Below are 12,819 nucleotides of genomic sequence, written 5' to 3' on the forward strand. Positions count from 1 at the left end.
TGATTCGGCGTAACTCAGGCAAACTGCTGGAAAATACCGGGATAAATTCCCACTAATGTTCCTGGAAGGTGGATTTCGGGCAAATTACCGGGGAGATTTCCCGCTAAGTATAATCGTGTTGCCCGTTTTCCTTAGGGACCGCTATTTCGTGGTCTCCGAATCTCACCGGAAACTCACCAGGAACTCACCGGGTACTCATTGGGAACTCACCAGGAACTCACCGGGTACTCACCGGGAACTCACCGGGAACTCACCGGGAACTCACCGGGTACTCATTGGGAACTCACTGGAATCTCACCGGAAACTCACCAGGAACTCACCGGAATCTCACGGCAATCTTACAAGACCTGGCGAGGTCTTACAGTTTCTCACGGTGTAATCCGGTTTGCATATTCCTGTTAGAACGTCTGAGTACCGCACCGGTGGATGGACGGTTAGCCTCCGGAATCGTGTAAATGCTCCCAGTTACTACGGATTACTGCGAGCTACATAGAGAAACATAGAGCTACAAAGAGCTACAAAGAACTACAAAGAGCTACAGAGAACTACATAGAGAAACATAGAACTACATAGAACTACAGAGAGCAATAGAGATCTATTAGAGAGCTACAGAGACCTTCTACGAGAATTCCCGCAAGCTTAAATGTTTTTCTGGATACGGTAGTCCTTCGGGGAGCTGCCGACCTGCTTCTTGAATACCTTGCTGAAATATTTCACATCATGGAAACCGACCATTTCCGAGATTTGCGACAGCTTCAGGTTGGGATTCTGCAGTAGCAGCTTGGCCTTCTCAATGCGGACGTTGCCGATATAGTCAGAGAAGTTGATGCCGTATTCCTGTTTGAATTTGCGGGAGACATATTCACGGCTAACGTAGAATTTGCCGGCTACCTCCTGCAGGGAGAGGTCGGAAGCATAGTTCTGCTCGACGTACCGGACGATGTCTGACATCGGATTGCTCTCTTTGACCTGTCTGGCCGAGAGCTCCTGCGACAGGCGCTGCATCAGGGCAAAGGACCAATCGCGCCAGGCAAACAGGGAGAAGGAATATCCGTTGGTATAAGGAGCCGGGTTCAACTGGTCGGCATGCTCCAGCTCTGCCAGAGCGGCGTCTGCCCGTACGCCCAAAGCGTCCCGCACCAGCCGGGTACGGAACAGCAGGACATCGGCCTTCCAGGCATTCAGCATTTCGGGAGTAATGACACCTCCGCGGCTTAGTTCATGGGTCCAATGCTGCGCCGCGTCTGACAGCGCTTCGTTGTTTCCGCTGATCACAGCCAATTTCCAATCCTCCTGAACATGGACGAAGATGACGGGAGATCCGTGGCTGGCACTGCCATCCCCGGAGGGACTAACGGTCTTGCCGTGTGCATTGGTTGAAGAAGGAAAATGGCAATAATCCTCATGACTTAACAAATTCCGCCGGAGCAATGCTTCGGCGGCTTCTGTGCGTTGTATCGGCAGCCGGTGCGGCAGGCTTCCTGTATTGCTGATGCCAAAGTGCATCCGGAACTGCAGGGTACGGTAAATGCCCTGATTGATCCGGCTGATCAGCTCCACTACAGATTCCTGCACATCCCACAGAATGATTGCGATCTCCGGAGGGCCGCCCCAATAGCGAAAGGCGATGCCCTTGTTTTGCGGGTGCAGGAATTCATTGCAGATGTTCACAATGGCGTAATAGAGCAGCTCGCTGTCACCGCCGAACCGTTTCAGCAGCGGATTGTTCCCGCTGTCTGTCTGTACCAGGATCAGCCGGGAGGATTCGGCATTCCCCGGAATAACCCCCTCGCTTACCAGTCTGCGCAGCGAAGCTTCGGAATTGATGGGATCGTCTATCAGTGCCGAAAGCAGCTTCTCCCCGTAAATTGGTTTGATTTCATTCAGCCGGATGCTCTGCTGCTGCCGCTGGCTGCGTTCCTCTTCCTCGGACCGCCAGGCGGCTACCGCCTTGGAGACCGCAGTATTGATCGCTTCAGCTTCAATCGGCTTGAGGATATAATCGATGCCGCCGTTGCGGACAGTCTGGCGTACGAAGTCAAAATCATTATGCCCGCTGACCACAATGAATTTGGTGTTTCCGGCGAATTCATTGACCCAGGTCATCAGCTCAACTCCGTTGCCCGATTCCATCATCATATCCATGATGACTAGAGCCGGTTTCGCCTCACGAATGGCTTCAATCGCTTCATTGCCGTTTCCCGCCTCCAGAATCTCATCAATGTGATGGACGTCCCAGTCGACCAGGAGCCTTACCGCTTTTCTGACTCTTGCTTCATCATCTACTATAAGCGCCTTCATATCCGTTCACTCTCCACTAGTATTTCAATTTCCAGTCTGACTATAACTCCGCCTGTTTCCAGATTGTCCACGGTCAGGACTGCGTCATCCCCGCATACCAGCCGCAGCCGCGCCAGCACGTTCCCCAGGCCGATGCCTGCACCCGGAGCATCACGTTTGCTGTCGCTGCTTTTCAGTGTGGCGACGTCCAGTGAACCGGGCTGCTGAAGCTCCTTGCGGAGCATGTCCAGCCGGGCCGGCGGGATGGAGTGGCCATTATTCTGAATATTAATCTCCATTCGCCCAGACTCCAGCTTCGTTGCTGTGATCTCAATGAATCCGTCACTGCGGGACAGATTAAAGCCGTGTTTGAAATAATTCTCCACAATCGGCTGCAGAATCATCTTCGGCATCAGGGCATGGAGCAGCGATTCTTCCATATCGTAGCGGAAACTGAACTTATTTTCAAAACGTTCCTTCTGCAGCTCAATATAAGCTTTGACATGGTCCAGCTCATTCTGGATGGTCACGATCTTCTCATCATTATACATGCTGTACCGCATCATTTTGGCCAAGGCCGAGAGCAGGCCATAGATTTGCGGCACCTTCAGTTCAAGCGCAAGCGTGCCGATAATCTGCAGCGTATTGTTCAGGAAATGCGGGTTGATCTGTGCCTGCAGTGCCCTCAGCTCATTGGTTTTATTGGACAGCTCCAGCCGGTATTCCCGCAAAATCAGGTTGTTGATCGTATCCATCATATTGCGGAAATGTTCAGTCACCACGCCGATCTCATCCTTGCCTGTTGGGCGGATGTCAATCTCCAGATTACCGGTCTGAACTTGGGCCATATACCGGCTGAGCTGCTTGATTGGAGCCGTGATCCTGAAAGAGATGAGAATCGTCAAGGCAATAATCATAATCATCAGCAGGACCAGCAGGAGGATATTGATTTGCGCCGCCTCCTTGGCTTCACGGAACAGGTAGGATACCGGAATTTGCTTCACCAGTGTCCAGCTAAGACCGGGACTTTCGATTTTTTGATAAATAAATACAGCCCCTCCTTCTTCAAAATACCCTTGATCTTCGTCATTCGCTGCAATCTGCTTATTATACCAGGTAGCATTCAGAGGTTTGCCAAGAGCGGCGGTATCGTGGCTGTAGACCAGCGTTCCGCTGTCATCCACCAGATAGATGTTCTCCTGATTCTGCTCATACAATTGATCCACAATGTCGGTAAGTGCAGACAGTCTCACATCCACCGACAAATAGCCGAGGACCTTGGAGGACGGGATTCTCTCAATTCTTCTATGCATCGTGAACACCGGCTCTGAAGTGAACTGCGGAAACGGTGAAGTCACACCGTAGGCGGTGCTCATGTGAGTGCTTTGCACAGCTACCTGGGAGACGCCGGTGTTTTGGGAATCAGCATAAGGAGCGGTTGCCTGCCAGCGTTTGGGTGTCGTATTTTGTGTCACCAGTGTTGCCTTTCCGTCTTTGACGCCGTACAGATACACCTGTGAAATATCAGGCATGGAGGTCGAGATGTAATTGAGCGAGGAATAGATCGAAAAATCGGCAGTCAAGTCGTCGTATCCGGCTTCAAGCAAGCGGTAGAAGTCAGAATCCGAATAGGCGATCAGAGACAGCCGGCTCACTTCCTGGATCAGACTATTAATATTTTTGTAGCCTTGATACAGCAGATTCTTATTCTCATCCACGGCCCGGGTCCTTAAGGACTCTGTCGTATAAGAATAGCTGATATACATCGTAGCCATAATACAGACTAATGTTGGCAGGAGTAAAAAAACGATCAGCTTGGTGCGGATATTATTCCATTTCATCAATTCTTGTCACTTCCGATCAATATTTTACACCTCAAAGATCACTTGCGTAGGTGTAAGGAGTCCGCAAAAAAACGGATAATATGTTTAGATCATAAACAAGTAAGTGAGTAAAAGAAAGGGGGACGGGTAAATGCGCGGCAATAAGTTGTCCCAATTTGGTCAACAGCTTTTTTTCGTCGGACCGGCCTTATTGTTCTTTACCCTGATTACGATTATTCCATTTCTAATGGGGATGTATTATTCCTTTACAGACTGGAACGGCGTATCTGGTAATGTAAGCTGGGTTGGCTTTGATAACTTTAAAGCGATTTTTACAAATGATCCGGATTTCTGGTCGTCCTTCTGGTTTACAGTAAGATTTACTGTGCTGGGGGTTATATTGACCAATGTAGTGGGCTTTTTCCTGGCCTATCTGCTAACCAAACCTTTAAAAACACGTAATATGCTCCGTACCATTTTCTTCATGCCGAATGTTATCGGGGGATTGTTGCTTGGTTTTATATGGCAGTTTATCTTCATCAAAGGGTTCTCAACACTCGGGGGTATGACTGGCTGGTCCTTCTTCAATCTTCCATGGCTCGGTGATGCAACAACCGGCTTCTGGGCGATTGTGATGGTCTTTGTCTGGCAGTCTTCCGGTTATCTGATGGTAATCTACATCGCTTCACTCAGCAATGTGTCCAAAGAGGTGCTGGAGGCGGCTGAGATTGACGGGGCTTCCCGGATGCAGGTACTGCGCAACATTGTAGTGCCGCTGATCATGCCTGCTGTAACCATCGGTTTGTTCCTGGCGATTTCCTGGTCTTTCAAAATGTTCGACCTTAACCTTTCCCTGACGAAAGGCGGACCATTCAAATCAACGGAATCCGTGGCAATGAATATTTATAATGAAGCCTTCCTGAACAACCGTTACGGTCTGGGTACTGCAAAAGCGCTGCTGTTCTTCGTAATTGTGGCGATTATTACTGTGATTCAGGTCCGTGTTACGAAGAGCAAGGAGGTCGAAGCTTAATGAATGCAAAGTCAAAAGGCAGATGGAATATCGGGATTGAAGTATTCATGATCCTGCTGGCACTGCTCTTCCTGTCTCCGTTTTATTTCTTGCTGGCGAACTCGGTGAAATCGTTCGGGGAAATCCTAAGCGACGCGGCAAGCTGGCCGGAAGTCTTCATGTGGTCCAACTATTCCAATGCGTGGAAATTGGCCCGCTTCTCTGAAGCATTCCGCAATTCGATCATAGTTACAGTAATCAGTGTTGTCTTTATCTCGCTGTTCAGCGCTATGGCTGCCTATCGCATGGTTCGCGCCAACACGCGGTTCAATCAGATTCTGCTGCTTCTGTTCGTAGCGGCAATGGTGGTTCCTTTCCAGACAATTATGATTCCGATCCTGAAAGTCGTTAATATTATTGGAGTTAATAACTCCTTCGCCGGACTCATTATTACTAATCTGGGAATCAGTGTTCCGATGGCGATCTTCCTGTTCCATGGTTTCATCAAATCGGTGCCTCTTGAGATTGAAGAAGCGGCAACCGTGGATGGCTGTAATCCGATCAGTGCTTTCTTCCGGATTGTGCTTCCGCTGCTGAAACCGATGCTAATGACGACGATCGTCTTGAATGCACTCGGTATCTGGAATGACTATCTGCTCCCGTCCCTGATTCTTCAGGCACCGGAACTTCGGACCATTCCGCTGGCAACCTTCTCGTTCTTCGGCCAGTACACGAAGCAATGGGATATGGCGCTTCCGGCGCTTGCGCTTGGTGTAGCTCCAATCGTAGTATTCTACCTGTTTATGCAGCGTTACATTGTTGAAGGAATAGCGGCTGGCTCGGTGAAAGGTTAACACCGGGCCCCCGTTCCAAATATAAAGGCTAGTAAATTTATTCAAGGGGGAAACTAGAATGATGAAGAAACGTTCTGCACTGATGATGTCCAGCGTCCTGCTGATGTCTGTTGTGCTCGCGGCATGCGGTGGCAACAATAATAATACGGCTTCAAATACTGCTCAAAATGGAAGCGCTGGCAATAAAGGCGGCGAAACTAAAACGGTTAAGATCTTCCAATTCAAGACTGAAATCGTTGAAGGCCTCAATGAGCTGAAGGTTGAATTTGAAAAAGAAAATCCTAACATCAAGCTGGATATCCAAACTGTCGGCGGTGGCGCAGACTATGCAGCAGCGCTGAAGACCAAATTCGCTTCCGGCGATGCACCTGACATCTTCTCCAACGGCGGTTATGCCGAAATGGATCTGTGGGGCGATAAATTGGAAGATCTGTCCGACCAGCCTTGGGTGAAGGATCTGATTCCTTTGGCGGCTGAACCAATGACCAAAGACGGCAAAACCTACGGTATGCCAATGAACCTTGAAGGTATCGGTTATGTGTACAACAAAGATCTGTTCGAAAAAGCTGGCATTACTGAAACTCCAAAAACAATCACTGAGCTTGAAGAAGCAGCTAAGAAATTGCAGGCTATCGATGTTATTCCTTTCGGCAACGCGTATCAAGAGTGGTGGCTGCTGGGTAACCAGGGCATCAGCGTAGCTTTTGCACAACAAGACAATGTAGATGAATTCATCAGCGGACTTAACGCAGGTACCTCCACGATCGTGGGCAACCCAGTATTCAAAGATTGGAGCAACCTGCTTAAGCTGACTGTGAAATACGGACAAAAGAACCCATTGACTACTGATGCCAACACTCACCTGGCGATGTTCGCTAACGGCGAAACCGCTATGATGCAGGAAGGTAACTGGGCACAAACACTTGTAGACAACATTACACCTGACATGAACATCGGTATGTTCCCTATGCCGATCAATGATGATGCTGCGAAAAATGACAAGCTGACTGTTGGGATTCCTGCCAATCTGGTTGTGAACAAAGAATCCGGCTCGAAAGAAGAAGCTAAGACATTCCTGAACTGGCTGGTAACTTCCGATATGGGTAAAGAATATATCACTAAAAAGTGGAAATTCATCCCTGCCTTGTCCACAATCGAAGCTACTCCGGAAGACATCGGTCTGCTGGGTTCGGATGTATGGAAATATGTACAGGATGGCAAAGTGTACGGTCTGCAATCCTCTAAATTCCCTGATGGCGTAACACAGGAATTCGCAAGTGTCATTCAACAGCTGATTGCCGATAAAGTCGACGAAGCCGGCTGGGAAAAAGGCATGCAGGCTGCTTGGGACAAGCTGAAGAAATAACGTCTTACCGTAAACAGAGAGTCCTATAAGGGCCGTAATTGGATAAAATGGATTGCCGGACGTCCCCGTCCTACTCATCATTGATGTGAAGCGGGGGCGTCTTTTTGATAGGATGAAAGTGGAAATGGATGGATAAGAGTGAGAGGAGAGGGAGATATGACACTGAATAGTTATAACACAGTGCAAGTCGGCGTCGATTATTACCCGGAACATTGGGATGAATCCTTGTGGGCAGCGGATATTCAGCTGATGAAGGAAACCGGGGTCAAGGTGGTCCGGGTTGCTGAATTCGCCTGGAGCCGTTTGGAGCCAAGGGAAGGAACCTTTGATTTTGCCTGGCTGGACCGGGCTATTGAGCTGTTCCATCAGTACGGATTGCGGGTTGTGATCGGAACACCAACTGCCACTCCGCCGCGCTGGCTGACCACCACCTATCCGGATGTACTTCCGGTCTTTGCCGATGGGCAGACGTTCCATCCTGGCGTACGCGGGCACCGCTGTTATAACAGCGCTTCCCTGCGGGAATATGGCAGCCGGATTATTGAAAACCTGGCCCGCCATTACAGCGGTCATCCTGCTGTGATCGGCTGGCAGACCGACAATGAATTCGGCATGATCGACTGCCACTGCGGGACCTGCAATGAAGCCTTCCGCAGCTGGGTTAGGCAAAAGTACGGCACGCTGGAGAACGTGAACGCAGCATGGGGAACGGTGGTCTGGAGCGGGGAGTACAGTGACTGGAACGAGCTGACGGTACCGCTGGGCGGCTCGCCGTTCCAGAATCCGTCGTTCCTGCTGGATTTTCAGCGTTTTCAATGGGATTCGGTTGTCCGGTTCCAGAAGACGCAGATTGATGCACTGCGGAGGATTTGCCCGGAGCATTTTATTACCCATAACTTTCACAGCTATCCGCAGCGGCTGGATATGTATTCGGTGGGCTCTGACCTCGATGTGGCGGCATTCGACTATTATCCGAACACCTCACCGGACAAGCAAGAGACAACGCCCTATAGCGGAGCGCTGTCTCTTGACGTCACCCGCGGGATCAAACGGCAGAACTTCTGGATCATGGAGCAGCTCAGCGGCTCACCGGGCTGCTGGATGCCGATGTGGCGGGCTCCGTATCCGGGTTTTATCCGCGCCTATGCCTGGCAGGCGATTGCCAGAGGTGCGGATACGATCGTGCATTTCCGCTGGAGAAGTGCTGTCGCCGGGGCCGAGCAATATTGGCATGGCCTGATTGACCACAGCAATGTGCCGGGCCGCCGGTTCGCCGAGTTCAGCCAGCTCTGCGGAGAAGTAAACGGCCTCAGCGGCAGGCTGCAGGGTACTGTGCTGAAGCATGAAGTGGCGATTCTGCATTCTCATGAGCAGAAGGCCGCAATGGACATCCAGCCACAGGCCGGGGGTCTGGACTATTACGGGAACATCAAGCAGGTTCACCGGGCACTTACGAAGCTCGGGATTGGCTGTGATGTAATCCGTGCCGGGGAACCGCTGGACGGTTATAAGGTCGTCATTGCGCCAAGTTTGTACGTGCTGGGCGAGAAGCTTACGGAGCAGCTTGAAGCTTATGCGGCGGCAGGCGGCGTACTCCTTCTGACGAACCGCAGCGGCGTTAAGGACAAGAGCAACATCTGCGTCATGCAGCCGCTGCCGGGATTGTTAAGCCATGCAGCAGGTGTCCGGGTTGACGAATATGATCCCGTCGGCCTGGAAGTCCATACCCTAGTGGACCCTGAAGGGAACTCCTTCGAATGCAGCCAGTGGTGCGATCTGCTGACGCCGGTCACTGCGGTGCCTGTCGCCTGGTACGGCGATGATTTCTACGCTGGAATTCCGGCTGTCACTGTCAACAGCTTCGGGAAAGGGCAGGTGTATTACTTCGGAACCCATGCCGAAGAACGATACTGGTCACTGCTGCTGGCCGATTTGGCCGGCAAGTATGGAGTAACCTGCTTTGCCGGTCTGCCGGATGGCGTGCAGGCCACGATCCGCAGCGGAGAGAATGGCAGCTTCCTATTCCTGCTGAATTTGAACCGGATACCGCAAAGCGTGCCGCTGCCGGGCAGTTATCCTAGCGTGCTCTATAACGGTGAGATCCGCTCGGGCGAGCTGCGGATGGAGGCTTACGGGGTGGAGATTCTGGAGCTGGGTGAATAGCGGGAAAGGTGAAAGCAACAGACTGATTGAACGTTAGGATAAGGGGAGTCGATCAAAAGACTATTTTGGGTCCAATTCTGCTGAATCTGCCGCATGAAATGCAGTAGATTCAGCATAAAGGCCAAATCGGGCCGGATCTGCTGCACTTTGTGCAGCAGAAGTAATTATGGGCGGAGTGAGAGATAGGATTCATGAAGATAGCAGCGGCTGAAAAAGTCAGACGTTCCTCGGAGTGACTAAAAATCTCCTCCCACGCCTCACCAGTTTACCCATAGCACTACGTGCCTGTTAGCTGTTAGTGGAGCTTCCTAAATTGCTCCGGTGTAGTCGCCGACTGCTTGCGGAAGGTGGCCACGAAGTGGCTGACATCGCGGAAGCCAACCAGCTTTGAGATGGCTTTTACCGTCAGGTCAGGCTGGGTGACGAGCAGTTCCTTGCTTTTGCGGATGCGCAGGCGGACGAAATAGGCGTAGGGAGACAGGCCAAAGGTCTGCAGAAACAGGCTGTTGAGATAACGGCCGGACACCTCAAGCTGGGACGCGAGATCATAAAGTCCGATGCCGGGATCGCCATAATGGACATCCATCCATTTCAGCAGCGGCTGCAGCTTGTCCACATTGCGGGAAATGGAAGTATTGTTATGCAGCCGGCCGTATTTGCTCAAGGTAAGCAGGAAGCGGTAAGCGTCGGTGGAGACGCCCAGGCTGAACATGTCGCCCGAAGCGTCATGGCGGTCAAGCATCTCCTTCAGCATATGAGGAAGCGGGGCTTCGCTTTCCCACCTGTAGAAGGAATTGGCGCCCATGCCCAGCGACTCTAGGATGTGCCGGGCTGAGCTGCCGCCGAAGGTGAGATAATAGGTGCACCATAGATGTGGAGTGAGCGATTCATAGCGGTGCGGAGTTCCGGGCAGCAGCAGAACGCCGCTGCCTTCGGAGAGCGTGATTTTTTTGTTCTCAAAATATATAATGCCTTCACCCTGGGCCGTCTGAAGCCAGTGATAGGTGTCGTAGCCTTCGGGGCGGGATACTTTTTCCTGATCGGGGTTAAAGCCCATGCTGTCCAGAGTTATGGGCAGCTGCTGCCCGCCCTCCTGGGCAAACACAATTCTGCGTACCGCTGTCGCTGGCACAATCATCATCTCCCGTAGTTCCATATTATTATATGTATGGACCTTATTTTTATATATAAAGCGACACGTTAACCGTTTAGAATAAATATATACTTATACTATAAAGGATGTGCGAAGTGTGATCAACGATAAATTGCCAAAGATTTGGTACGGTGGAGATTACAATCCCGAGCAGTGGGATGCCCCGGTATGGGCTGAGGATGAACGGATGTTCAAACTCGCGGGAATTGATGTCGCCACAATTAATGTATTCTCCTGGGCACTGATTCAGCCGTCGGAAGACACTTATGATTTCTCCGGCCTGGATGAATTAATGGACCGCTTATATAAGAATGGAACCTATGTATGTCTGGCAACAGGAACCGGGGCACATCCGGCCTGGATGGCTCACCGTTATCCCGAAGTGACCCGTGTCGATGTACAGGGCAGAAAACGCAAGTTCGGCGGCCGTCATAACTCCAATCCGAACAGTGCGGTATACCGCAAATATGCGGCTAAACTGGCAGGCAAGCTGGCAGAGCGCTATAAGGATCATCCGGGTCTTGTCGCATGGCATATTTCCAACGAATATAGCGGCTATGACTATTCCGAGCAGTCCGCCGCTGCGTTCCGTGTCTGGCTGAAGGAACGCTACGGTTCCCTGGATGGCGTGAACAAAGCCTGGAATACCCGTTTCTGGGGTCATACCTTCTATGACTGGGAAGAAATTGTCGTTCCGAACGAACTCAGCGAAGAATGGAACGGCAACCGCACCAACTTCCAGGGGATTTCCCTCGATTACCGCAGATTTATGTCGTATAGTCTGCTGGAATGCTACAAGATTGAATACGATGCCATCAAGGAGCATAGCACCAACATTCCTGTTACTACCAACCTGATGGGCTTCTATCCGGAACTCGATTATTTCGAATGGGCCAAACATCTGGACGTGATCTCATGGGACAACTATCCATCACTGGATACACCGGTCAGCCACACGGCCATGACGCATGACCTGATGCGCGGCCTCAAGAACGGCCAGCCCTTCATGCTGATGGAGCAAACGCCAAGCCAGCAGAACTGGCAGCCGTACAACTCCCTGAAGCGCCCGGGCGTAATGCGCCTTTGGAGCTATCAGGCTGTAGCGCGCGGTGCTGACACTGTCCTGTTCTTCCAGCTCCGCCGGTCCATCGGCGCTTGCGAGAAGTATCATGGCGCGGTTATCGAGCATGTGGGACATGAGCATACCCGGGTCTTCCGCGAATGCGCTGAGCTTGGCAAAGAGCTGGAGCAGCTTGGCGATCAACTGCTGGATGCACGCAGCCAGGCGCAGATCGGGATTATTTATGACTGGGAAAACCGCTGGGCGCTTGATCTATCGAGCGGACCATCCGTAGCGCTGGACTATGTTAACGAAGTGCACAAATATTATGACGCACTGTATCAGCAGAATATCGAAGCCGATATGATTGGCGTTGAAGAGAACCTTTCCAAATATAAGATTGTAATTGCACCGGTACTTTATATGATCAAGCCGGGATTTGCCGAGAAGGTTGAGGCCTTTGTTAAGGCTGGCGGCACGTTTATTACCACTTATTTCAGCGGCATCGTGAACGAAAATGATCTGGTTACGGTTGGCGGCTATCCTGGAGAGCTGCGCAAGGTGCTCGGCATCTGGGCAGAGGAAATTGATGCCCTTCTGCCGGGCATGAGCAATGAAATCGTCATGAACAAGGAATGGGGAACGTTAAACGGTTCCTACAAATGCGATCTGCTATGCGATCTGATTCACTCGGAAGGTGCCGAGGTACTGGCTCAGTATGGCTCGGACTTCTACAAAGGCATGCCCGTATTGACGGTGAACAGCTTTGGTGAAGGCAAGGCCTATTATGTGGCCAGCAGTCCAGAAGTTGGATTCCTGCAAGGACTCCTTGCCAATCTCTGCAAGGAGAACGGCATTAAGCCGCTAGTAAACGCACCTGAGGGTATTGAATCCGTTCAGCGTGTGAAAGATGGCGTGTCCTATCTGTTCCTGCTGAACCACAAAGAAGGCGATCTCAGTGCAGACATCGGCGCAGCTGAACGCACCGACCTGCTGACCGGTAAGACCTTCAGCGGCTCAGTTGTTGTTCCAGGCCGCGGCGTACTGATTTTGTCTGACAAGAACTAAACGAGAGTGCAATAAGGGCTGTCTCCAAAGTGGACACTTC

At 51.2% G+C, this 12,819-nt stretch carries 8 protein-coding genes; 5 read left to right on the top strand and 3 right to left on the bottom strand.

The window, feature by feature from the left end; all coding sequences use genetic code 11:
- Nucleotides 1-639 precede the first annotated feature (639 nt).
- Both NST07_RS04570 and NST07_RS04575 read right to left on the bottom strand, forming a co-directional pair.
- Entirely contained in the window at nt 640-2,301 is a 1,662-nt protein-coding gene (locus NST07_RS04570; protein WP_341377361.1) for a helix-turn-helix domain-containing protein, read from the bottom strand.
- Complete coding sequence (locus NST07_RS04575; RefSeq protein ID WP_342481144.1) at nt 2,298-4,121, bottom strand: histidine kinase; 1,824 nt, start codon at nt 4,119-4,121, stop codon at nt 2,298-2,300. Before NST07_RS04575 ends, NST07_RS04570 begins: the two co-directional genes overlap by 4 nt.
- A 133-nt stretch (nt 4,122-4,254) precedes the next feature.
- Here NST07_RS04575 and NST07_RS04580 point away from each other — a divergent pair, with 133 nt between their 5' ends.
- The 4 genes from NST07_RS04580 to NST07_RS04595 all read left to right on the top strand — a co-directional run bounded on the left by NST07_RS04580 (nt 4,255) and on the right by NST07_RS04595 (nt 9,498).
- Nucleotides 4,255-5,136: a sugar ABC transporter permease gene (locus tag NST07_RS04580; RefSeq protein ID WP_038586228.1), complete on the top strand. Its 882-nt coding sequence runs from the start codon at nt 4,255-4,257 to the stop codon at nt 5,134-5,136.
- A complete protein-coding gene (locus NST07_RS04585) occupies nt 5,136-5,969 on the top strand; it encodes a carbohydrate ABC transporter permease (protein WP_038586231.1) in 834 nt (277 codons plus the stop codon). Before NST07_RS04580 ends, NST07_RS04585 begins: the two co-directional genes overlap by 1 nt.
- 58 nt (nt 5,970-6,027) lie before the next feature.
- Nucleotides 6,028-7,335, top strand: a complete 1,308-nt coding sequence (locus tag NST07_RS04590; protein WP_341089933.1) for an ABC transporter substrate-binding protein — start codon at nt 6,028-6,030, stop codon at nt 7,333-7,335.
- 156 nt (nt 7,336-7,491) lie between these two features.
- Entirely contained in the window at nt 7,492-9,498 is a 2,007-nt protein-coding gene (locus NST07_RS04595; protein ID WP_341377363.1) for a beta-galactosidase, read from the top strand.
- Between the two features lie 295 nt (nt 9,499-9,793).
- Here the strand turns inward: NST07_RS04595 and NST07_RS04600 are convergent, their stop codons facing one another.
- Nucleotides 9,794-10,654: an AraC family transcriptional regulator gene (locus NST07_RS04600; protein WP_342481145.1), complete on the bottom strand. Its 861-nt coding sequence runs from the start codon at nt 10,652-10,654 to the stop codon at nt 9,794-9,796.
- Between the two features lie 94 nt (nt 10,655-10,748).
- Here NST07_RS04600 and NST07_RS04605 point away from each other — a divergent pair, with 94 nt between their 5' ends.
- Complete coding sequence (locus NST07_RS04605; protein ID WP_341089935.1) at nt 10,749-12,779, top strand: beta-galactosidase; 2,031 nt, start codon at nt 10,749-10,751, stop codon at nt 12,777-12,779.
- Nucleotides 12,780-12,819: the final 40 nt, after the last annotated feature.

The organism is Paenibacillus sp. FSL L8-0340 (assembly GCF_038593145.1).
In the GTDB taxonomy this organism is placed as follows: Bacteria; Bacillota; Bacilli; order Paenibacillales; family Paenibacillaceae; genus Paenibacillus_AQ.